Source organism: Clostridium sp. HBUAS56010, from assembly GCF_007115105.1.
Taxonomy (GTDB): domain Bacteria; phylum Bacillota; class Clostridia; order Lachnospirales; family Lachnospiraceae; genus Lacrimispora.
In genome coordinates this window covers 879,259-901,685 of the sequence record NZ_SULJ01000001.1, presented here as the reverse complement: position 1 = coordinate 901,685, position 22,427 = coordinate 879,259, and the positions used below count along the sequence as shown (strand labels likewise).

Below are 22,427 nucleotides of genomic sequence, written 5' to 3'. Positions count from 1 at the left end.
GAGGGGAAAGAGATGAGTGTTTCAGAAGCAAAGAATATTATGGTTTATGTGGAAACCATATCCGGCACTCCTGTAAACGGAGCACTGGAAATACTGGCAAAGGCAAGAAAGATGGCAGTGGCAAGAGGGGTGGAAGTAATTGCTGTTTTAATCGGAAAAGAGTTGGAAACAGCAGCTTCAACTGCCATTCTTGCCGGCGCTGACAAGGCAGTCATTGTAAAAAAAGAGGATTTTCAGGTGGAGGTTTATGGGGAAGTCCTGACAGAACTGGCAAAAAAGTTTCAGCCTGCTCTGATTCTTATGGCGGGAACCTTAGATGGAAAAGATCTGCTCCCCATGGTAGCTGGAGGTCTTCACACAGGCGGTGTTGCAGATGTAATGGATATCTCTGACCGGGGACAGAGTTTTGTATTTACCTGCCCCGTGTATGGGGGAACGGTTCTTCACGATCTTATTATCACACAAACACCGGCAGTTGCAGCCGTGCGGTCCGGCGCATTTTCAAAGAACCTGAAAAAAGAGCGGACGGGTGAAGTGACAGAGGAACAGGTAGAAACACAAGGACTTCTTAAAACAAAGATCCTTGATGTGGTAAAAGAGATAGCAGAAACTGTGAATCTGGAAGAGGCTGACGTAATTGTTGCCGGCGGCAGAGGGATGGGAAATAAGGAAAACTTCAGACTTCTGGAAGAACTGGCATCTGTCTGTCATGGTGTTGTGGGGGCAACAAGACCTGCGATTGAAGCAGAGTGGGTACCCCGTTCCCATCAGGTAGGGCAGTCGGGAAAAATTGTGGCACCAAAGCTTTACATTGCCTGCGGTATCTCAGGGGCGACCCAGCATGTATCAGGTATGATTGGGTCGGGGTATATTGTAGCAGTCAATAAAGATGAAGATGCACCTATTTTTGATATTGCAGATGTAGGCATTGTGGGAGACGCAGGGAAGGTGATTCCTCTTATGATTGAGGAAATCAAAAAGATTCGGGCACTGTAGGGAGAACGTTTGAGATGTATGGAGGGGTTCATTATGGATATGGTTATCTTTCTTCTGGCATTAGCACCTATTTTGTGGCTTATGATTGCATTGAGTCTTTTAAAGCTTCCGGCGTTTAAAGCCTGTCCCATTGCACTGGTAATTGCAGCCGTTCTATCCGTAATAATCTTTAAGCTGCCGGCAACAGAGTGCTTAACTGGAGGACTGGAAGGGGTGGCTCTTGCTCTCTGGCCTATTTGCCTGGTGATTGTTGCGGCTATATTTACCTATAATCTTTGCACGGAAACCGGAAGTATGGATTGTATCAAAGAAATGCTTTCCGGTGTATCAAAAGATAAGCGGATTCTTGTCTTAATTATTGGTTGGTGTTTTGGAGGATTTATGGAAGGAATGGCAGGGTTTGGAACTGCAATTGCCATTCCGGCAAGCATGTTATGCGGCATGGGATTTTCCCCCATTGCAGTAACGGTAGCCTGTCTGGTGGCAAATTCCTCCCCCACAGCCTTTGGTTCTGTTGGGATTCCCACGGTTACCCTGGCAAAAGTTGCAGGACTTTCCAGCGGTAACGTAGCGTTTGCAACGGTTCTTCAATTGCTGCCCTTTATAATACTCACCCCGTTTCTTATGGTCTGTATTATTGGAGGGTCTGTAAAAGCGTTAAAAGGAGTCTGGCCGGTTGCTCTTGTTGCTGGTCTGTCCTTTGCCATACCAGAACTGCTTGCAGCCTGGTTTCTTGGTGCAGAACTTCCAGTTATCATAGGTTCCATCTGTTCCATGGCAGTTACCATCGGTATGGTGAAAAAATTTTATAAAGATCTGGACCCGGAATATGCCATTGAAGAGAGGAAACCAGCAGGGGAAAATAAAATTACAGGCAAAAAAGCAGTAAAAGCCTGGATGCCATTTCTCCTTATTTTTGTTTTTCTGCTTCTGACTTCCAACATGGTTCCTCCGGTTAATAAAATGCTCTCAGCGGTTAAAACCTCTGTTCTCATTTATACAGGAGAAGGGGCTTCACCTTATACCTTTACCTGGCTTGCGACACCAGGTGTATTAATTTTAATAGCCGCTATTATTGGCGGAAGAATACAGGGAGCAGGTTTTAAGCAGATGGCAAAGGTGTTCCTTGGGACTGTAAAGCAGATGTGGAAAACCATTGTCACCATTGTTACCATATTGGCAATGTCAAAAATCATGGGATACAGCGGAATGATTGCAGCCATTGCAGGAACCATGCTTGCCTTAACCGGAAGTTTTTATCCTCTGGTCGCTCCTCTGGTGGGTGCTTTGGGAGCGTTTGTAACGGGAAGCGGGACCTCCTCCAGCGTATTATTTGGAAGTCTTCAGGCACAGACCGCAGCAAGTATCGGCGTCAGTCCGGTCTGGCTCGCTTCTGCCAGCACCGTAGGTGCAACCATCGGCAAAATCATATCCCCTCAGAGCATTGCCATTGGTGCAGGAGCTGCAGGTCTCCTTGGATTTGAAAGTAAAGTACTCAATCATGCGGTAAAGTACAGCGGAGCTTTCATTCTTATTGCTGGCTGTATGGCGTATTTTGGAAGCCTCATCTATTAAGAAAGGAAAATGGAAATGAAAATTCTTGTTTGTATCAAACAGGTACCTGACAGCAATAAAGTTGAGGTAGATCCTGTTACAGGAGTATTGAAAAGAGACGGAGCAGCTTCAAAGATGAATCCATATGATTTATATGCCATTGAAACTGCGCTCCGAATTAAGGAGAAAAAGGGAGGAGTGGTTGATGTAATTTCCATGGGGCCCCCTCAGGCAGGTCAGGTAATCAAAGAAGCGTTTAGTCTGGGAGCCGACCATGGAACTCTGATTTCAGACCGCCGCTTTGGAGGAGCAGATGTGCTTGCAACCAGCTATACTCTGGCGCAGGGAATAAAGGCAATGGGAGAATATGATCTGATTCTCTGCGGGAAGCAGACTACCGATGGCGATACGGCGCAGGTAGGTCCTGAAATTGCAGAATGGTTAGAGATTCCCAGCGTATCCAATGTGGTTCGAATCCGTTCCTTAGAGGAAGATTGCATTACCATAGACATGGATTTACCTGATGAAGTAGAAGTGGCAAAAGTAAAATTCCCCTGTCTTCTGGCAGTGGATAAAGACATCTTTCAGCCAAGGCTTCCTTCTTTTGTAAAAAAGCAGGAAACAAAAGACAGACAGGTGAAAATACTGACGCTTGATGATATGAAGGACCGGGAAGAGATGAATTATGGTCTCAATGGCTCTCCCACCCAGGTACAGAAGATCTTTCCTCCCGAGACAAATGATAAGAAAGAGATATGGGAAGAATCTGCACAAGTGCTGGCAGATAAACTGTTTGACAAGATTGAGGAACTGAAATTTGTTTAGGAGGGAAAATCATGGCAAAGTTAATTGTACATCAGGAGTGTATTCCTGATAAAAATGAACTGATAAAGATATGTCCTTTTGGGGCAATGGAAGTGCAGGATGGGGCTGTTGTGATCAATGCCGCCTGTAAGATGTGCCGGCTTTGTGTAAAAAAAGGACCAAAAGGTGCGGTGGAGTATGTAGAGGATAAGAAAAAGCCGGAGATTGACAAATCTGCATGGAAAGGAATTGCTGTTTATGCCGATCATGTGGACGGCAATATTCATCCGGTTACCTATGAGCTGATTGGAAAAGCAAAGGAAATGGCAGCCGTGACAAAACAGGAAGTATACGTTTTGTTCATGGGAAAGAATATTCAGGAAAAAAGCCGGGAAATTCTTCATTACGGTGCCGATAAAGTATTTGTCTATGACAAGGAAGAACTGGCAAGATTTCAGATTGAACCTTATACTGCAGTCTTTGAAGATTTCATTAAGACGGTGAAACCTTCCTCCATCTTAGTGGGAGCTACAACCGTTGGACGACAGCTTGCTCCAAGAGTGGCTGCAAGAATGAAAACAGGGCTTACGGCTGACTGTACCATTCTGCAAATGAATGAAAATACAGACTTATCCCAGATTCGTCCAGCATTTGGCGGCAATATTATGGCTCATATCAAGACGCCGAACCATCGCCCCCAGATTGCTACAGTCCGCTATAAGATCATGAATGCTCCCAAAAGATCAGAAAAAGAAACCGGGGAGATCATTTCCTGTGACATAGACAGGAAAAAGCTTACCAGTCATGTGGAAGTTCTTGACATTCTGCCCAAAGAAAAAGAGACCTTCATTGAAAACTCCGATGTACTGATAGTAGCAGGAAGAGGGGTAAAAAAAGAGGAAGATTTAAAACTGTTAAAAGAGCTGGCAGATCTCTTAGGAGGTCAGGTGGCATGTACCAGACCAATGGCAGAATCAGGCTGGCTGGAAGCAAAATACCAGATCGGTTTAAGCGGGAGAACCGTAAGACCAAAACTAATTATTACCTGTGGGGTATCCGGTGCTATTCAGTTTGTAGCGGGCATGAACCATTCTGATACAATATTTGCAATCAACAATGATCCCAAAGCGCCGATTTTTAAATCCGCACACTACTGTCTCATTGGCAATCTCTATGAAATTCTCCCGAAACTGATTGCAAAGATAAAAGAGAAGAGAGGAGCATGATCATGGAATATAAGAAATTAAATAAAGAAGATATTGCAGCGATAAAAAATCTGATCCCGGATGAGGAGCGTATTTTAACCGGTGATTTGATCAACGAAGAGTATAGTCATGATGAATTGGGGGATGCGAACAGTTACCCGGACCTGGTGGTGAAAGTGAAAACCGCCGAGGAAATCTCAAAAGTCATGAAATATGCCAATGAAAAATTGATTCCTGTAACTCCAAGAGGGGCTGGAACCGGTCTTGTAGGTTCCTCTGTAGCAGTGGAACACGGGATTATGGTTGATACTACCTTGATGAACCAGGTGCTGGAACTGGATGAAGACAATCTGACAATCACTGTGGAGCCAGGGGTGTTATTAATGGAACTGGCGGCATATGTGGAAGACCATGATCTGTTCTATCCCCCTGATCCTGGCGAAAAGTCTGCTACCATTGGAGGAAATATAAGCACCAATGCAGGCGGTATGCGTGCCGTAAAATATGGAGTTACAAGGGATTATGTAAGAGGTCTTGAAGTGGTGCTTCCAAATGGGGATATCACAGAGTTTGGAGGTAAAGTGGTTAAGAACAGTTCCGGATATGCTTTAAAAGATCTGATGATCGGATCAGAGGGAACTCTTGGTTTTATTACGAAAGCAATCTTAAAGCTGATTCCCCGTCCCAAACTGGTGGTCAGCCTGCTGATTCCATTTCCGACTCTGGAACATGCCATTAATACCGTTCCTCTCATTGTTAAATCAAAAACAGTGCCAACTGCCATTGAATTTATGCAGAGGGAAGTTATCATTGATGCTGAAAAATATCTGGGAAAAGCATTTCCAGATAAACAATCGGATGCTTATCTGTTATTGAAATTTGACGGAAACTCTTTAGAAGAGATCGAGAAAGCCTATGACGGAGTTGCAAAACTTTGCCTGGAACAGGGAGCACTGGACGTTTTGATTTCTGATACAGAGGAACGGGAAGATTCAATCTGGAAAGCAAGAGGGGCATTTTTGGAAGCCATCAAAGGCTCAACTACCTATATGGATGAGGTTGATATGGTAGTTCCCAGAAGTTCCGTCAATGAAATGGTTACCTATCTCCACAGCCTTCAGGATGAGTGCGGACTCCGAATTAAAAGTTTCGGTCATGCAGGGGACGGGAATCTCCACGCTTATATGCTGAAAGATGATTTGAGCCAGGAAGAATGGGAGAAACGCATGAAAGCCGCCATGGAAAAGGTATATAATAAAGCCATGACGTTAGGAGGTCAGGTTTCCGGAGAACATGGAATCGGATTTGCCAAAAAACCATATTTAAGAGAGTCTCTTCCTGAGGTAAACCTTAATCTGATGAATGGAATTAAACAGGTATTCGATCCAAATAACATCTTAAATCCTCATAAGATTGCCCAGTTGTAGACAAAGAAGTCCCATTATTTATTTCCTTAAATCAGCATAAAGTTTCTTTCAATTGCATAGAAACCTGCACAAGAGCATTTTTAAACGAATAAACTTCTATTAAGAATAAAAATGCGTTGTAATTTTAGCAACATGCAGGAGTTTATATGGATCGTATCAAGAATAGGAATGAGGCAATGAAACATGCCGGATTACCTTATGATGATTTAACCTGGCACTCCATTGATGGGCAGCCTTTTGGCGTGGCGTCCAGATTCAATGTCATCGTGTTTGACGATGCTAACAATATTGTGGACGTGGAAGGGCCTGTTGCAATAGGAGGAAGTTTTTACAGCCCAAGAGGGTTTAGTGCAGGATTTGCCAGAGACAGGGGATATGGGGAGATTCCCTATTCTCCTGATCTGGTGAGGTTTTTAACCGGAGGAAGCGTGGCAATGTCTGGTCCGCTGGTCGTAAAAGGTCATGTGGTCAGCCAGGGTGGATTCCGCGCCGCCAAGGGAAGTACCTACCTTATTGGAAAAGATGGCATGGATGATCAGTTACAGGAATTGAAAGATTTATATGAGGCAAAGGAAGGCAGTCCTTATTGGACTCCGTCTGATAAAGGAGACCACTATGTGATCCCCAGCTATGATGTGCCAAGATATATTCCTGCAGAAAGGATCCATGCGAACATATCAGGCTTTTTTCAGGATGCCAGAAAAAGTATCGGAGATTACAAAAGCTGTATAGAAGCCTTAGAACCCAATGGAAGTGTAGTAGATAACAGTTTTGAATGGATTTTAAGAGGAAATGATCCGGCACAGAACGTGTTCCTCATTGATGTCAGACCAAATGGTTTAATAACAAAAGGAATCCGGGCAGAGGTTCCGGAGGGCAGTACGATTATTGTGAAATTGATAACAGGAGATCATGCACATCTCCAGTACGGCTTATATGGAGAGCAGGAGAAAGCCAATAACACGCTGTATGTGTTTGAGGATGCAAAAGACATTCATATGGAAAAATCATCAGACATATGGGGAAGCATTCTGGCTCCGCAGGCAATGTTTCACGGGCATCCAACCGGAGGTCATGTAAGCGGCAATGCTGCTCTCAGAGGGTTTGCTGTCAATGAAGCCAGCGGGTTTGAGTTTCACTATTATCCGTTTATTGGAACTGTAGTATGTCAGGGTCAGACACAGCCCGAAGTGCAGCCGCCAGTGCAGCCGCCGGTACGTCCGGAAGTGAAACCACCGGTACAGCCGCCAGTGCAGCCGCCGGTACGTCCGGAAGTAAAACCACCGGTACAGCCCGAAGTGCAGCCGCCGGTACGTCCGGAAGTAAAACCACCGGTACAGCCCGAAGTGCAGCCATCTGTGCCATGTCCGACTTGCCCGACCTGTCCTGCACAGGAGCCATGTCCGACTTGCCCGACCTGTCCTGCACAGGAGCCATGTCCGACCTGCCCGACCTGTCCCGTGCCGGAACCATGCCCCGTATGCCCGACCTGCCCTGCCTGCCCCGTACCGGAGCCATGTCCCGTATGCCCGACCTGCCCTGCCTGCCCCGTACCGGAGCCATGTCCCGTATGCCCGACCTGCCCTGCCTGCCCCGTACTGGAACCGTGTCCGGTATGCCCGGTCCCGCCTGCACCAAAACCATGTCCAGTGTGCGAAGAATGCCTTGTAAAAGCAGGATTGATCAAAGGCTGCATCTGGGGCTGCCATTGTTGCAATTATCATCAGTGGGATGTGAAGTTATACAAAAGGTATCAGGGAATTGATACGCTGTTGTTCTGGGAGCAGATCAATGGATGCGGCGGCTTTGAGTTTACAGTGCCTTATGAAGCCTGCTATATTTTGGAAGTAAGACTTTGCGATAATTCCTACAGTACCTTATCCTGTAAACCAATTATCACCTTCAATAATGTTGGAGTAGCAGAATTTATGCTAGACTGATCAAAGGCTATGGAGAATGAAATGGCGGGAACTTAAAAAAGTCCCCGCTGTTTTCATTCAAACACTGTATCTGTTATTTTATTCCTCCGATTGATACAAGCTCTGTATGATAACTTCTTATTTTAGCCATCAGTCCATCGTTCATGTTGTAGGAAGTATCATCTACTGCATTATCAAATTCCCAGGTGAAATCTCCTTTATTCAGACGGCCAGCCTTTTCTGTTACAACATCCCTTACCTCATTTACGTCATCAACATCAGAAGCGCTGACGCCAATATCTTTTTTCGTATCAAAGTTATTGTAAGCGGTATTACCTTTAAAAGCTTTGTATGAATCAGGAACAGTTTCATTTCTGGAAGAAGATAAGTAAGCATCAAACTGAACTGCATCTGCAGTTGTTGTTCCGGAATCTGAGTTGGCATAAATCAGGCTGTTTGCACCCTCGACCTTATTCTGGAAAGCCTTAATCATACCACCATCTTCTTTGGAAAAAGTCCCTTTTCCAAGAGCATCGGTACCCTGCAGGGAAATCATCATAGGATATTTGCAGTTTCTGAAATCATTGGCTTCCACAAATGCGGATCCGCCGCTGGTGATGCCAACTCCATATTTTGCATTGCCATCATAATAATTGTTATAGATATGGACAGATCCTGTCCTGATTCTTGGATGACGGGAATCAGAATGATCAAACCAGTTATGGTGGTAAGTTACAAAGAATTCACTGGTTTCGCTCAGACCGCATAAAGAACTTTTCCCGGAATCCCAGAAATGATTGAATGATAATGTGATATAGGTTGACCCTTTTTTCACGTCAGCAGAACCATCTCCTTTTGCCTGATCTGCATCAGACCCGGCTGTACCGTAAAAGAAATCATTATTATGAACCCAGACGTTGCAGTTTGAAGTATCCAGGGAAACTCCGTCGTCAGGAAACATCATAAGACCTAAATTCCGAATCTCTGTATTGCCGCAGTTACGGACTAAGATTCCCCAGCCATAAGCGGTTGCATCTTCGCCAATGCCTTCTAAGGTCATGTTCATCTCTGCATAACTTCCTTTTCCTTTTACCTGGAGATATCCATTGCTGTTAAGCTGACCGGATACATCCTGTTTTGTAACCTGTCCGACAAAACGGATGGCAAGCGGAGTTTTGTCATATCCTTTTTCACGCAGCTTGAGGATTTCTCCAATTCCGGTTGCTGTCTGTTTTTTACCGGATTTATTTACAATCACATCTAAAGTTACAGTCTTTGCAGTATCAGAAGTGACATAGATGACCTGAGCACCTTCTTTTAATGCGCCGTTTTCTTCATAAGCCCCGGACCCTGTTTTAAAGGGGGAGTCAGAGGAAAAGGCAAAGCCGCTCCGGTCGTGGGCGTTTACGTTAAGAGAGTTTGTAACCGTGTCTTCTTTTGTTCCGTTGGAATGGACCGCTTCTACTTTCATAACATAGTTTCCGGCTGGAAGACCAACCGCATCAGCTCTCCAATAGGAAGGATACTCTCTTATTAATTCATCATCAATCTGGGTATAAGCGGAGTCATTGGCGTTCGCTGATTTGACATATACATGGTAGGCTGTGGCACCTGGAACCGGTCTCCACGTGGTGTAGGCTGTTTCCAGCCAGCCCCCGCTTTCTTCTATAGCAACATCTTTTGCAAAAGCGGGTAAGGAAGAAGTTCCTGAAACCAGAATGGCTGTTAATGAAAATGCAAAAATTCTTTTAGCAATTACTTTCCATTTCTTCATCATATAGTTTTCCCCTCCATAAGATTGAATCACAATGAGTAAAATAAGAAGCAAACCAATGGAATCACCCCTTTCTCATATGGAATTTTAATTAATTGGTAAAATATATCAATTATTATGCCGAAAAGTTTTTGTAAATTTAGTATATATTTTTACTAGATTATTTTCAAGTCAAGTTCCAAAATTATACATGTTTAGTTCGGAAATTGGTAATGCTTTGTAAAATATTGTGAAAGATTGTGAGGCTGTGGTGTTAAAAATGGGAATAAGTGTATAAAACAAACAAAAAGCCTCCGACATAATTTAATGCCGGGAGGCTTCATTCTTTTTTCCTTCATATCGTTGCTTTGCAAATTCAAGAAGCTCCCTTTCGATGATAATGTCTGCTTGATAGGGATAATTTTTGACAGTTTTTTCAAATGTTTTTTCAATCTTCCCAGCCTTTTCCTCGTTTTGTTCCAAAAGAAGTGCCAGAGCGTATTCGGTTCTCTGAATGGAAAGTGAATGGCGCATGATTTTCATCATTTTTTTCTGCTGTTTATCCATCAGTTCAAGAGGATCTTTCGTTATGTCAGTTCCTACCAGTCTGCAATAAATCCCATCAGCAGCCATCATGCTCCGGTGCAGTCCGGCAATGGCAGTATCCATAAGAAGAAGCCGGCTTATGGTTTCTTCTGCTTCATCAAACTTTTTCTCTTCTATCATTTTGCTGCAGCAGATGACCGCTAAAAAAGCATTCATACCATTCTTTAAGGATTCTGGTGACGGCATGACAAACCATTCCTCTGGCATATCTTTCGCAGGAACGCCTTTTGTGCTGAGCTCTCCTAATTTCATCTGAATCCAGAAAGAACGCAGGTTTTCCTTGTTTTTCCCAAGAGATAACGCGTTATAACCATCGTTATTGACCAGATCCAGTTTCAGAGGGAGGCCATTCATCAGGGAGATCATCAGAGACATAATCGCAGAAACAAAAAAGAAGGCAGATACAGGAATATAATCTTTTGTGTAAAATGAGATTCCGCCAAACAGGACAAAAACAATTAAATTCATAATGGGACCGCCCATGTTATAGAGTAAATATGGAAAATTGCCGTTGTTGTAATCCGGTGGTGCCATGAGACATTGCCCTCCGGTTCCTGCAAGGGCAAATCTCTTGAGCTTTATAGAATCTTCTTCCTTTATCCACATAAAACTGCCGATTCGGAAGGAAGAGAAGCGGTAACCCGTCAAAAGACCGAAGATAAGATGACCGCCCTCATGCAGGATTATCTGAATCAGGATGATAAAATAAAGAATGAAAAACAGTAAAGCGGCTGCAAATATAATTTCGTGAAAAGGTCTTCCCTGATCAAAGAACTCTTCTGTATACCTGCCAAGGAAAAAACCAAATATGGCTCCAAACGGAAGCATAAACAGAATTGGCAGAAGATGGGCGCTGAGAGGTCTGCGCTTTTTCTTTTTCACATTCATTTTAAAATATCCTGAAACTCCGGATGTTTTTCAAACCAGCTAATGGCATAAGGGCAGGTGAGAATCGCTTTTTTGCCCTGAGAGCGGAGATGAATGGCAGCAGCTTCCATCAGCTTTCCAGCAATGCCCTGACCTCTTAAAGAATCGTCTACAAAGGTATGATTGATGTCTACGGTTTCAGAATCCACATCGGGAAACGTAACTTCAGCCAGAAGGTTCTGGTCGGAATGAAAATATGCAATCTGATTGGGGTTATAGGTAAAATTCATAGGTATTATCTCCTTTTTCTTTGTAAGTGAATTATAGCATTGATCTTCTTTGATTTCAAGAAATAAGACCCCGGTTTTGATTCCGGGGTCCTGTTTTTTAGTTGAGTAAAATATGGTTAGAAGCCTTTTTTGCTTTTTTTCATCAGCCTTGCTCCAAGTTTGGTGACTTCAACCAGAACCAGGGGAAGAAGTGAGAGAAGGAGTGCAATAATCCATTCTCTTACAGAAAGAACGGTAAGGCTGAAAAAGCTTCTTAATCCCGGAGTAACCATGATGATGCCGATAATAAGCAGTGATAAGATCATGGTTCCGAAAAGTGCCTTATTAAGCTGATGCCCTTTTGCGAATATGGAATCCGTGTTGGAACGCTGGTTTAAGGCATGGAAGGTCTGGGATATGGCAAGAACTAAAAATGCCATGGTCATACCAACACCGTGATTGTCGGTTTTAAAGCCGATCTGGTAGGCGCTTACGGTTGCAATGGTAATAAACAGACCGTGTGCAACAACTCTGGCGACCAGTCCCCGTTCAAACAGACTTCCTGATTTAACCGGTTTGTGTTTCATGATATTTTTACTTGCCGGATCAACGCCAAGGGCAATCGCAGGAAGAGAGTCGGTAACCAGATTGATGAGCAGGATATGGACTGCTAAAATCGGCGCTTCCCAGTTAAGAAGGGTTGCGATAAACAGTGTAAGTATTTCAGCAATATTACCTGCCAGTAAAAACTGGATTACTTTTTGTATGTTGCGGTAGATACGGCGCCCTTCTCTGATTGCGTATTCAATCGTAGTAAAGTTATCATCAAGAAGAAGCATGTGGGCAGCTTCTTTGGCAACATCCGTACCGCTTTTTCCCATGGCAACACCAATGTTGGCTGCTTTTAAAGCAGGCGCATCGTTGACTCCGTCTCCGGTCATGGCGGCGATTTCTCCGATTCTCTGGAGAGATTTTATAATTCTTAACTTATCGCTTGGCGATACTCTGGCGAATACAGTGGTAGTCTTCATTGCCTGATCCAACTGGTCATCAGTCATCTTTTGCAGTTCATCTCCGGATATTACGGTATTGCCCGGACGGAAGATGCTCAACTGTTTTGCTATTGCAACCGCAGTGATCTTGTGGTCACCGGTTATCATAACAGTACGGATTCCTGCTTCGTGACAGGTTTCGACTGCCTGGATTACTTCTTTTCTTGGCGGATCAATCATGCCTACAGCACCCAGGAAAGTCATATCATATTCCAGATCTTCATCATCTTCGGTGGGAACTTCTGACAGAATCCGTTTTGCAAACCCAAGAACACGCAGGGCTTCTTCCGACATTCCGGAACATAAATCTTTAATCTGTGATTTGTCCTCATCAGTAATGGGACGGACTCCGTGAGACGTTAAAATATGAGTACAAAGAGGAAGCATTTCATCAACAGCCCCTTTGGTATATGCGGTAATGCCATCCTCCATGGAATGGACAGTGGTCATTCGCTTCCGGACAGAATCAAATGGCTGTTCGAAAAGCTGTTCGTATTTTTCTTTTAAATCATCCTGGTTCAGCCCATAGGCATCGGTAAGGAAGATGAGAGCGCCTTCTGTAGGATCACCTAAAATCTCTCCTGGCCGGTCAGGATCAAGGCTTGCATTGTTGCAGAGAGCAGCGGCGAGAACCATATCAAGATAAACACTGTGTTTTTCAAATGCTTCATTAACCGAGGTGGTTTTCCCTTCCAGGAAGTCCCCGTTCATGGCAACTTTTGTTACAGTCATCTTATTTTGTGTCAGTGTTCCGGTCTTATCGCTGCAGATTACTGTGGCACCACCAAGGGTTTCCACGGCAGGGAGACTTCGTACCAGCGCATTTTTCTCAGCCATTCTCTGAACACCCAGTGCCATAACAATGGTGGCAGTGGCAGGCAGTCCTTCTGGAATTACAGAGATTGCCAGGGAGATGGCTGTCATGAGTAAAGGAATCCAGGGGCGCCCGTATAAGGAACCAATGACAAAGATGATGATGCAGATAAACAGCCCTGCAATGCTTAAGATTTTCCCTACAGAATTGAGCTTCTGTTTTAAAGGAGTATCAAAATCATCCTGCTGGTCTAACAGCCCGGCGATCTGTCCCACTTCGGTATTCATACCGGTTCCAACCACAATTCCGGTTCCGTTTCCATACATGACGATGGAGGAACTGTAAGCCATATTGGTCCGGTCGCCTAACGGCGTGTCTTTTTCAAATCTGGTATCATCGGTTTTTTCAACCGGAACAGATTCACCAGTGAGAGATGCTTCCTGAATGTTTAAATGATTGGTATCAAAAAGGCGTATGTCCGCTGGGACAATGCACCCGTCTTCCAGGTATACAATATCCCCTGGAACCAGCTCGCTTGCAGGGATCTTACTTTCGTCCCCCTCCCGGAGCACGCGGGCAGTGGGAGCACCCATATTCTTTAGTGCTTCCAGTGCGTTGGCAGCTTTCTTTTCCTGGATAATACTGACAGTAGCGTTAAGTGCTACGATAACAACAATAACAATGGCTTCGGTCCATTCGTGAAGAACGGCGGATAATACGGCGGCACCGATGAGGATTAAAATCATAACATCGGTTAATTGCTCTTTCAACATTTCTAAAATACTTTTCTGATTTTTCTGTCGTAATTCATTGTATCCGTTTTTCTTTAGCCTTGTGGCAGCCTCAGCATCGCTTAACCCATCCTCAGAAGTATGAAGTGCTTCTTCTACCTCCTTTACAGTCAACGAGTGCCAAGGCTTTCCTAAGTGGTCATCCATTAATTTGTTTCTCTCCTTTTTTATTTAATATAATATAAGTCAAAAATGCACAAAAAGGCACACCTTACTTAAAAAGTAAGGCACACCTTTCCTGATTTTTGAATCTTATTTATAAGATGAAAAAAATATTGTTCAGTGTCGCTACTGTCACTATCGTCCATGGAAAAACATACTCTCCTAATGTTAAATTGATTATTTTGAACCATTATAGCGGGAAAATCTCAATTAGTCAATATATTTTATTTAAAATATGTTGGTGCTAGATGGATCTGTTCTGTCATAGGATTATAGAAATAAAACATGAAGAAAATAAAAGGTGATTCATTGGATAGGACAAATCGTGATTCAGACATCAGCATGCTGGAAGAGGAAACCATCTATGATTATGTGACAGATACGATAAAGGCATTTGTGGATACCTTGATTCCCAGGTCACCGGATCTGGCAGAGATGTATGGTGCTGTTCAGTATTATGGAGCCATGGATTTTGATACGGATGAGTATCTTGTGATGTCTCTGGACCGCTTATATACTCCTATGACGGTGGTAGCAGCGGAGTTATTAAATGCAGCGGCAAAACAGTTTCTTTATGAATCAGATGATGAGAGAAATGAGGATGCTTCGTCTGATGGGAAATATTTTTTAAGGCTTACTCCGTTTGAACGTTTTGCAGCGATGCAGATTTTAACAGGTTCGGAAGCAGTCAATTATTATCCGGTACTTGATGACGTAGGGGTTGATGAAATCATTCCTGTTTTCCCTCTTATGAACCGGTTGAGTTATATGGGGTATTATTCGGAGTGGTGGGGATATGGCACTACTAGAACTCTGCAGCCCAATCAGCGTGTACTGGAGTTTTTCCCGGGAAGCTGGGAGCAGATTGGCTATCCTGGACCTTCTAGGGGATATCGGGTGGCACAATCCTATGACTATACCAGGCAGCCATAAAACACTATAATTTGGAGGAAACTAAAACATATGAACAATGGTTATGATGCAGATGTAATTGTAATAGGAGCCGGCGGAGGGGGCGGAGTCGTTGCCAAAGAGCTGGGAGAGAAGGGGATCAAGGTGCTTGTTGTAGAGGCTGGTCCCTGGTACGGTAATAGCAAATGGCAAAGACCTAATGAAGATGCAGGTGCGGGAAGCAGTCGGAGTGTTGATGATCTTGATATAAATCTGCTAAAAAGAGATTTTACAGATCTGGAAGATGATATGAATGATCCTGTTTCCGGAAAATTGCGCTGGGGACCTGCAAACAGAGACATGGCGCCCTGGGTCAGAATTGTGGAGGGCGGAGGGTTTTTATGGCAGACTGCCGGAGTAGGAGGAACTACCCTGGTTTACTTTTCCAATTGTCCCCGTGCCTATCCCGTATCCTTTCAGAACGAATGGCCTATCTCATATGAAGAACTGGTTCCTTATTATGAAAAAGTAGAAAATACACTTCCGGTTAGTCCGGCAACTGGAACTTCTAAGGAAAATTTATTTTATTATGGTGCAAAAAAAGCAGGTTTTTCTTATATTGAAGTAAAAGATGTGACAGAACCGGGGTACAGAGTACAGCCGAATTGCATTTTCCCCGTCAATTCCATGTTGAATAATCCTGATTTTGACATAGAAACCAATCAGGCGGTTGGCTGCACCTTACGGGGGCATTGTGTCAATGGGTGCAATATGGGTCCCAGCGTGGATACGGTTGCCAAAAGGTCTACCATGGTCAGCTATATTCCAATGGCGCTGAGAACCGGCAATGTGGAGGTTATGCCTAATACCTTTGCAGTGAAGATTAATACGGCACAGGAGGGCACTCAGGGTCTTTCCGCACAGAGTGTAACGGTAAGGAACACCTGGACCGGCGAGGTTCGTGAATTAAAAGCCAGGGTTATTGTCATGGCAGCCGGAGCAATTGAAACACCAAGGCTCTGGTTGAATTCGCAACTTCCGGAAAATGAATGGGTTGGAAAAGGTCTTACGACTCACATGATGGATTGTGTCTCTGGCATATTTGAGGAAGAAGATCTCATGAATGCACTTGGAATGTCAGATGTGAAGCCATTTATCGGTCAGAATTCAGCAGCAAGGCTTGATTATCCGGGACTTGGTACGTTTGAACCATTTGGACTCAGTCCGGGGCTCTATTCTTTTATGTCTTATGGAGTGAGCCAGAAAGGGTATTACTTTCAGAATGAAGTCGGAGAAGACAGCCCATGGGACAGGGAAGGAATCATTGCAGGCGAACTTTTAAAGGAAAACATGAAAGATTACCAGAGAACACTGAGCATTATCATTCTGGCAGATGATAGTGTGCAGCAGAGCAATGGAATTTCACTGGACCCTGTAAGAAGAGATGAAAACGGATTTATTCCCGTTATTTCGTATCGCTTAAATGATGCTGACACGGAAAAAAGAGAACAGTTGGTACGGGTTGCCTGTAATGTCCTTAGAAGTGCAGGAGCAAAAACGATCACCCGCGCCAACTGGCAGCCGGATTCCGGAATCCATATTATGAGCACCATGCGGATGGGTCAGGTAACCGATAATAACTGCGAAGCAAAACAGGTCAGCCGGCTTTTTATTGCAGATAACAGTGTCCTTGGCAATGGACTTGGAGGTCCTAATCCCACTTTGACCACCCAGGCACTGGCAACAAGAACGGCAGAAAAGATTGCGGAAAAGTATTTTTCATGATGTCAGCATTTCCTTATAAGGACAGGTGTTTGGAATGATTCAAACCCTGTCCTTTTTTGGGATCAAATTCCAATCAATTCATTGCCCATCCAATCAAGAAGAGGTTCAATGTGGTTCAGAAGTAATGCTTGAAAAGAGAGATAATATCTAGAAGATGATTCGCACTGAATTTTAGGTATTGAAATAATTGCTCTTTTGTATTATAGTGAGTATATACTCAATGAGTAAATACTCACTATGAGTTCAGGAGATTAAGAGTGAAAACAAAACGACAACTTCAAAAAGAAAATACCAAACGGAAAATTATGGAAGCAGCCTTTGAAGTTTATGCCGAAAACGGCTTTACTGCTTCAACCTCTTTAATTGCTAAAAAGGCGAATGTATCTCATGGAACAATTTTTGCTCATTTTGCATCAGTGGATGAACTGCTTATTTGCTTAATCGAAGATTTTGGAGATACGCTGGCTGTAGAGACCAGTAACATGGTACGTGATAACAGAGATTTAAACGGTTTTTTATCTACTTATCTTGATATTTTGAGCAATCATGAGAACTTCTACATTCGATTAATTAGCGATAAAAGCATTCTTCCAAAAGAAGTAAGGTTGATATTTGCGAATATTCAATCGAATATTGCCTTCCATTTCTCTGAGACATTAGAGAAAAACAGAAATCATGTTAAAAAAGTGCCTACCCATATGATGTTTAATACTTGGATAGGTATGGTTCATTATTACTTGCTTCATAAAGAACTATTCTCACCCAATGAACCTTTATTGAACAGATATAGATCAGAACTTATCTCAACATTTTTAGAGTTAATAAGAACGTAACTGGAGGTGCTTTAAATGAAACGATGTATTGCATGTGGTATGCCTATGAAAGAACTGTCTGATTTCCCCGGTCAGGACAACCGTAACGATTATTGCAATTATTGTGCAAGGGCTGATGGTTCCATGCAGAGCTTTGAAGAAAAACGAGAGAATTGGATTGATTTCATCATCAAAACACAAGGGTTTGATCAGGAAGCTTCCAAAGCAATCGTTGAAAACAACATGAAGAAATTGCCGGCATGGAAAAAATATTTCAGCGAGGAAGGGTAATATGATGAGTTTAAAATCGTTACCAAATATAGGCAGTGTAATTGAAAAACAATTACATAGTATTGGAATTTGTACTCCAGAAGAACTTGCCAAAACAGGAAGTAAAGAAGCATTTTATTACCTTAAACTATCTGATAATTCTGCATGCTTACATTTGCTTTATGCCTTACAGGGAGCGATTGAGAATAAGAGGTATACAGAACTCTCGAATGATACAAAAAACGACTTACAAAAATATTATAAAAGTTTAGAAGGAAGATGATTATGAAAATGAGTAAAGCGTATCAGGCATTTGAAATTGAAGCTCCACAAGCGTACCAACAATGGATTAATATGGTGTTTGGTTTAGATCATGCCATAGGAATGGATAAGAAGACAAAGGAACTTTGTTATATAACTGCACTGGCGGTAGCTCGTATTGAAGACGGATTGCCCTTAGCAATAGAAGCATATGATGGTGATAATTAATAAGTGTTAAATCACTGGAATTGACATTCGTCAAAGAGTCAGACGCAAAGAAGCAGAGCCGATAAAATGAAGCGTAGAATCCTTCTTAAACTTCGGACCAGATTGGCCCGAAGTCATAAAGATCAACCGCCTGTTATGTTAAGAGAATCTGTAACAAACCTGTTGCGCTGGCTATTGCCGCCTAATTCATAAGAAAGATGAAATGGTTTGCTTCCCGCAGCAGGTGATCCGTATAGAGAGACAGCATAATGGACTGAACCTGGCATTTTAGGATGGCTTCCGTGGTGTCTGCTTTAAAATCCCGGATTTCCGTTGTGCTCCTTAAAAGGGCGGCATCAGAAGGATATGTGGCAGGGGTCATCTCTTCTCTGGAAAGTGTGTCAAATAAGTCGGAGAACTGGTTGGCACGGTTAAAATAGGCTGTTTCCGTAGGATCGAACTGTCCCCGCATCACCTTGGCATGATCCGCCATGTTATTGGTCCAGAAATTTTTGTAGTGATCGAGTGCATGTTCGTCTCCTTTAACAAGGTCTGACAACAACAGATGGAACTGTTTGGCTTCCATTAGAATATGTAAGATATCGCCGGTATACATCAGGGTAAATAATTTGCAGGAGGACCGGTTATTTAAAAGCTGAGTCTGAAAACGGATAAAAGAGTCGGTCAGTGACATAACATTGTGGTTGAGAAGAGAAACTTCCTGCTCTAAACTGCTTGAACTCTGAAAGGAAGGGGAGCAGGGGGTAATATCGTATTCCATAATCGTCATGTCTGTATTGATCTGAATTCCGGTGTATTGCTGTGCCGCCCGTTCTGCTTCTTCGGTATACTGGGTATAGTATTGTCCCGCCTCAAGAGCCCCGGCAGGAATTACACCGTCTGCAAGGCCGATGGCAGTAAGAAGAAAAAGGTCATAATTTTGTTTGTAAGCATCGGCTGTAAGGGCGAGGGATTTTCCAGGCGGCGGCATGGTTGCCTCAATAAAGATTGCATGTTCTTTCAGAATGCGAAGCCAGAAAAGCTGGTATTGAAGAGACCATCTTACATACATTTCTTTTGATATCATGTGCTTGACTCCTGTTTTTTGTATTATTAAATCTTATGCTGAAAAAACACAAGTATTCGGAAATAAACAGGCAGGCGGTGCTTGTTTTTCATTTATGTATCTGATATGATTGCCCTATAACAGACTGGTGTAACAGCACCGGCAGATTTTGTGAGGTGACTTTATGAAAAAAGAGATATATCTGGCAGGCGGCTGCTTTTGGGGAACGGAAAAGTATTTACAGAATATACCCGGCATTGTCAATACAGAAGTGGGCTATGCCAATGGCAATACAGAACATCCAACCTATGAAGAAGTGTGTCATAATAACACAGGACATGCAGAAACCGTCAGGGTAGAATACGAAGATACCATCATTGGTCTTCCTTATATATTGGAACTGTATTATGACGTAATTAATCCCGTAAGCATCAACCGTCAGGGAGGAGATACAGGTTCCCAGTACAGGACAGGAATTTATTATACGGACAAGCAGGATGTGCAGGTCATTGAGGCGTCTATTTCAGAGCTGCAAAAGCAGCATGAAAAGAAGATTGCCATAGAAAGGCTTCCTTTGGACAATTACAGCAGGGCAGAAGAGTATCACCAGAAATATCTGGATAAGAACCCCGGGGGATATTGTCATATTGGAGCAGATAAATTTAAAAAGGCAGAAAAGGCTGTGGATAAAAGCCTTAAATATGTCAAAAAATCTCCGGAAGAGTTAAAAGAAAAGCTGACACAAAAGCAGTTTGAAGTGACCCAGAACAGCGCAACAGAACCACCGTTCCAGAATGAATATTACGACGAATTCAGAGAAGGAATCTATGTTGATATTACTACAGGGGAGCCATTGTTTCAATCTGCGGATAAATTTGATTCCGGATGCGGCTGGCCCAGTTTTTCGAAGCCCATTGAAAAGAATCTTTTAAAAGAAGCAGTTGATAATACTCTGGCAAGGCAGAGGACAGAAGTGAGAAGCAGCCATGGAGATGCTCATCTGGGTCATGTGTTTGAAGACGGTCCGGAAGAACTGGGCGGTCTCCGTTACTGTATTAACAGTGCCGCATTAAGATTTATACCCAAAGAAAAAATGGAGGAGGAAGGGTACGGAGCTTATCTTTCCTTATTATAAGTTTGTATAATTTATAGACATCAGAATATAATATAGTAAAATATTTCCAGGTGAAGTGAATGACTCAAAGAAGTAATGGAGAACAGATTCATTCCTGCAATGACAGCGAAGTCCAGATGGAACGGTTCGTCAATCCGTCTGATATCTATATTATAAGAGGTTATGGAATTGAAGTTTTTTTGAATAATCTTAATTCACCAATCAGCATAATTTTTGATGAAAAGGGAAATATTTATATCGCTGATTCCGGTATGGCAACCGGGAATCCCTGTATTCTAAAATTTTCAGAAGGAGAAATGCAGATAATCGCTGAAGATTTTATTGCTCCCATATCAGGAATTAATTATTTAAACGGTGTTCTCTATGTATCTCACAGGGGATATGTTACCAGAATTTATAAAGATGGTACAAGACAGAATGTGGTTATGGGGCTTCCAAGCAATGGGGATCATGTCAACAGTGCAGTTGCATTTTCCCCGGATCATAAGATGTATTTCGGACAGGGGACAGTAACCAACAGCGGTGTGGTAGGCAATGACAATAAGTGGGTGACAGCATCTCCTTTACTATGTGATTATACAGGGGACTATGTCATGCTTTATGGGCAGAATTTCGTGACAGATAATATTCTTACGGATCCAGTGGTTGTTGATGCCGCTTTTACTGGTGCATTTTCTCCCTATGGAATACCCAATATTGAATATGAAACCAGAAAACGATATATAAAAGCATCAGGAAGCATTCTGCGTTCCAATTTAGATGGATCCAATCTGGAACAGGTCGCATGGGGATTTCGTGACCCTGCTTTTATGAAGTTTGACATCAGCGGTCAGCTCTTTTCCATCAATAATGGATTCAACCCGGTAGGAAGCAGACCGATTGAGAACGCAGGAGAGGATTTCTATCTCGTTACACCGGATCTGTGGTATGGCTGGCCCGATTATTCTGGCGGGGAGGCGGTAAATTCTCCCCGGTTTACTCCGGCTGGGGGATTAGAGCCTACGTTAATATTTAAAAACCAGCCCAATGTCCCCCCCAGACCTTATGTGAGATTTCCTCCTAATTCCACACTGGCCGGATTTGAGTTTAATTATAACCAGTCTTTTGGACCTTATGGAGATGTGTATATTGCAGAATTCGGAAGCACGATTCGGGGAACCCTGGGAGAGGAAATACCTTACGCAGGGGCAGGACACAGAGTTTCAAGGATTGATATGAAATCCAGAACCATCAGCACCTTTGCAATTAACAAAAATGGATTTCCTTCATCCATATCCAGAGGAGGCGGATTTGAACGGCCTGTGAACATTTCTTTTGGACCGGATGGTGCCATGTACATCGTGGATATGGGATATAATATATCTGGAGATCCGGCAGTATTTTATCCTGGTACAGGAGTGATATGGAGAGTATACCGCACGTCAGAAGCCTTTTAAGGGATTAAAGCTGATTGGACAAGAATGGTTATTGACATTTCATAAAGCCTGTGCTATGATTGCGGAAATAGTGAAAAGGCAATGAAGAGAAATAGTACATATACGCGGAATTTCAGAGAAAAGATGGTTGGTGCAAATCTTTATTCCAGGATATCGAAGCAGTCTCGGAGCTTTGAACCGAACGAAGAATCTTTTGATTTTAAAAGATAATCCAGTAGGCTTCAACGGATTCCCCACGTTATAGGGGCGCAGTATGATAGTACTGTAGAGAGTGCAGAGATTTCTCTGAATTTAGGTGGTAACACGGATTGTATATTCGCCCTAAGCGTTTCGACGCTTAGGGCT

19 protein-coding genes and 1 other annotated feature are annotated in these 22,427 nt (G+C 43.1%); of the genes, 14 read left to right on the top strand and 5 right to left on the bottom strand.

Annotated elements, in window-relative coordinates; all coding sequences use genetic code 11:
- Positions 1-12: 12 nt before the first annotated feature.
- The 6 genes from FAY33_RS04335 to FAY33_RS04310 all read left to right on the top strand — a co-directional run bounded on the left by FAY33_RS04335 (position 13) and on the right by FAY33_RS04310 (position 7,926).
- Positions 13-996: an electron transfer flavoprotein subunit alpha/FixB family protein gene (locus FAY33_RS04335; RefSeq protein WP_143319512.1), complete on the top strand. Its 984-nt coding sequence runs from the start codon at positions 13-15 to the stop codon at positions 994-996.
- Between the two features lie 33 nt (positions 997-1,029).
- A complete protein-coding gene (locus FAY33_RS04330; RefSeq protein ID WP_143319511.1) occupies positions 1,030-2,571 on the top strand; it encodes an L-lactate permease in 1,542 nt (513 codons plus the stop codon).
- Positions 2,572-2,586: 15 nt separating this feature from the next.
- Positions 2,587-3,375, top strand: a complete 789-nt coding sequence (locus FAY33_RS04325; protein WP_143319510.1) for an electron transfer flavoprotein subunit beta/FixA family protein — start codon at positions 2,587-2,589, stop codon at positions 3,373-3,375.
- 11 nt (positions 3,376-3,386) lie between these two features.
- Positions 3,387-4,580, top strand: coding sequence for an electron transfer flavoprotein subunit alpha/FixB family protein (locus FAY33_RS04320; protein WP_143319509.1), 1,194 nt, complete (start codon positions 3,387-3,389; stop codon positions 4,578-4,580).
- A 2-nt stretch (positions 4,581-4,582) separates the two neighbouring features.
- On the top strand, positions 4,583-5,986 hold the full coding sequence (locus FAY33_RS04315) for an FAD-binding oxidoreductase (protein WP_143319508.1): 1,404 nt from the start codon (positions 4,583-4,585) through the stop codon (positions 5,984-5,986).
- 146 nt (positions 5,987-6,132) lie between these two features.
- Complete coding sequence (locus FAY33_RS04310) at positions 6,133-7,926, top strand: collagen-binding domain-containing protein (RefSeq protein WP_143319507.1); 1,794 nt, start codon at positions 6,133-6,135, stop codon at positions 7,924-7,926.
- A gap of 73 nt (positions 7,927-7,999) precedes the next feature.
- On the opposite strand, the gene FAY33_RS04305 is transcribed toward FAY33_RS04310, so the two are convergent.
- The 4 genes from FAY33_RS04305 to FAY33_RS04290 all read right to left on the bottom strand — a co-directional run bounded on the left by FAY33_RS04305 (position 8,000) and on the right by FAY33_RS04290 (position 14,204).
- Positions 8,000-9,682 carry a pectate lyase gene (locus tag FAY33_RS04305; protein WP_243126551.1) on the bottom strand — a complete coding sequence of 561 codons (1,683 nt, stop codon included), beginning with the start codon at positions 9,680-9,682 and terminating at the stop codon, positions 8,000-8,002.
- A 300-nt stretch (positions 9,683-9,982) separates the two neighbouring features.
- Positions 9,983-11,152 carry a M50 family metallopeptidase gene (locus FAY33_RS04300; protein WP_143319506.1) on the bottom strand — a complete coding sequence of 390 codons (1,170 nt, stop codon included), beginning with the start codon at positions 11,150-11,152 and terminating at the stop codon, positions 9,983-9,985.
- Complete coding sequence (locus FAY33_RS04295) at positions 11,149-11,421, bottom strand: GNAT family N-acetyltransferase (RefSeq protein WP_143319505.1); 273 nt, start codon at positions 11,419-11,421, stop codon at positions 11,149-11,151. The genes FAY33_RS04300 and FAY33_RS04295 overlap by 4 nt, the downstream gene beginning before the upstream one ends.
- 116 nt (positions 11,422-11,537) lie before the next feature.
- Positions 11,538-14,204, bottom strand: a complete 2,667-nt coding sequence (locus FAY33_RS04290; RefSeq protein WP_143319504.1) for a cation-translocating P-type ATPase — start codon at positions 14,202-14,204, stop codon at positions 11,538-11,540.
- Positions 14,205-14,528: 324 nt separating this feature from the next.
- Between FAY33_RS04290 and FAY33_RS04285 the strand changes: the two genes are divergently transcribed.
- The 6 genes from FAY33_RS04285 (at position 14,529) to FAY33_RS04260 (ending at position 18,466) form a co-directional block, all read left to right on the top strand.
- A complete protein-coding gene (locus FAY33_RS04285; RefSeq protein ID WP_143319503.1) occupies positions 14,529-15,152 on the top strand; it encodes a hypothetical protein in 624 nt (207 codons plus the stop codon).
- 30 nt (positions 15,153-15,182) lie between these two features.
- A complete protein-coding gene (locus tag FAY33_RS04280; protein WP_143319502.1) occupies positions 15,183-16,895 on the top strand; it encodes a GMC family oxidoreductase N-terminal domain-containing protein in 1,713 nt (570 codons plus the stop codon).
- Between the two features lie 257 nt (positions 16,896-17,152).
- Positions 17,153-17,728: a TetR/AcrR family transcriptional regulator gene (locus tag FAY33_RS04275; RefSeq protein WP_143319501.1), complete on the top strand. Its 576-nt coding sequence runs from the start codon at positions 17,153-17,155 to the stop codon at positions 17,726-17,728.
- 15 nt (positions 17,729-17,743) lie between these two features.
- Positions 17,744-17,998, top strand: a complete 255-nt coding sequence (locus tag FAY33_RS04270; RefSeq protein WP_143319500.1) for a zinc ribbon domain-containing protein — start codon at positions 17,744-17,746, stop codon at positions 17,996-17,998.
- A gap of 1 nt (position 17,999) precedes the next feature.
- On the top strand, positions 18,000-18,260 hold the full coding sequence (locus FAY33_RS04265) for a TfoX/Sxy family protein (protein ID WP_143319499.1): 261 nt from the start codon (positions 18,000-18,002) through the stop codon (positions 18,258-18,260).
- Between the two features lie 2 nt (positions 18,261-18,262).
- Positions 18,263-18,466, top strand: a complete 204-nt coding sequence (locus tag FAY33_RS04260; protein WP_143319498.1) for a hypothetical protein — start codon at positions 18,263-18,265, stop codon at positions 18,464-18,466.
- Between the two features lie 181 nt (positions 18,467-18,647).
- Here the strand turns inward: FAY33_RS04260 and FAY33_RS04255 are convergent, their stop codons facing one another.
- Positions 18,648-19,532 carry a DUF2935 domain-containing protein gene (locus FAY33_RS04255; protein WP_143319497.1) on the bottom strand — a complete coding sequence of 295 codons (885 nt, stop codon included), beginning with the start codon at positions 19,530-19,532 and terminating at the stop codon, positions 18,648-18,650.
- Positions 19,533-19,695: 163 nt separating this feature from the next.
- Between FAY33_RS04255 and msrB the strand changes: the two genes are divergently transcribed.
- The gene (gene msrB / locus FAY33_RS04250) at positions 19,696-20,646 is read left to right on the top strand and encodes a peptide-methionine (R)-S-oxide reductase MsrB (RefSeq protein WP_143319496.1); all 951 of its coding nucleotides are present in this window, start codon (positions 19,696-19,698) and stop codon (positions 20,644-20,646) included.
- A 59-nt stretch (positions 20,647-20,705) separates the two neighbouring features.
- Positions 20,706-22,082 carry a hypothetical protein gene (locus tag FAY33_RS04245; protein ID WP_143319495.1) on the top strand — a complete coding sequence of 459 codons (1,377 nt, stop codon included), beginning with the start codon at positions 20,706-20,708 and terminating at the stop codon, positions 22,080-22,082.
- A 72-nt stretch (positions 22,083-22,154) separates the two neighbouring features.
- Positions 22,155-22,409, top strand: a binding site (T-box leader).
- The last annotated feature ends 18 nt before the right edge of the window (positions 22,410-22,427 follow it).

Coding starts and splice junctions, on each gene's coding strand:
- FAY33_RS04335 (WP_143319512.1), top strand. CDS start 13: ATGAGTGTTTCAGAAGCAAAGAATATTATGGTTTATGTGGAAACCATA.
- FAY33_RS04330 (WP_143319511.1), top strand. CDS start 1,030: ATGGATATGGTTATCTTTCTTCTGGCATTAGCACCTATTTTGTGGCTT.
- FAY33_RS04325 (WP_143319510.1), top strand. CDS start 2,587: ATGAAAATTCTTGTTTGTATCAAACAGGTACCTGACAGCAATAAAGTT.
- FAY33_RS04320 (WP_143319509.1), top strand. CDS start 3,387: ATGGCAAAGTTAATTGTACATCAGGAGTGTATTCCTGATAAAAATGAA.
- FAY33_RS04315 (WP_143319508.1), top strand. CDS start 4,583: ATGGAATATAAGAAATTAAATAAAGAAGATATTGCAGCGATAAAAAAT.
- FAY33_RS04310 (WP_143319507.1), top strand. CDS start 6,133: ATGGATCGTATCAAGAATAGGAATGAGGCAATGAAACATGCCGGATTA.
- FAY33_RS04305 (WP_243126551.1), bottom strand. CDS start 9,682: ATGATGAAGAAATGGAAAGTAATTGCTAAAAGAATTTTTGCATTTTCA.
- FAY33_RS04300 (WP_143319506.1), bottom strand. CDS start 11,152: ATGAATGTGAAAAAGAAAAAGCGCAGACCTCTCAGCGCCCATCTTCTG.
- FAY33_RS04295 (WP_143319505.1), bottom strand. CDS start 11,421: ATGAATTTTACCTATAACCCCAATCAGATTGCATATTTTCATTCCGAC.
- FAY33_RS04290 (WP_143319504.1), bottom strand. CDS start 14,204: ATGGATGACCACTTAGGAAAGCCTTGGCACTCGTTGACTGTAAAGGAG.
- FAY33_RS04280 (WP_143319502.1), top strand. CDS start 15,183: ATGAACAATGGTTATGATGCAGATGTAATTGTAATAGGAGCCGGCGGA.
- FAY33_RS04270 (WP_143319500.1), top strand. CDS start 17,744: ATGAAACGATGTATTGCATGTGGTATGCCTATGAAAGAACTGTCTGAT.
- FAY33_RS04265 (WP_143319499.1), top strand. CDS start 18,000: ATGATGAGTTTAAAATCGTTACCAAATATAGGCAGTGTAATTGAAAAA.
- FAY33_RS04260 (WP_143319498.1), top strand. CDS start 18,263: ATGAAAATGAGTAAAGCGTATCAGGCATTTGAAATTGAAGCTCCACAA.
- FAY33_RS04255 (WP_143319497.1), bottom strand. CDS start 19,532: ATGATATCAAAAGAAATGTATGTAAGATGGTCTCTTCAATACCAGCTT.
- msrB (WP_143319496.1), top strand. CDS start 19,696: ATGAAAAAAGAGATATATCTGGCAGGCGGCTGCTTTTGGGGAACGGAA.
- FAY33_RS04245 (WP_143319495.1), top strand. CDS start 20,706: ATGACTCAAAGAAGTAATGGAGAACAGATTCATTCCTGCAATGACAGC.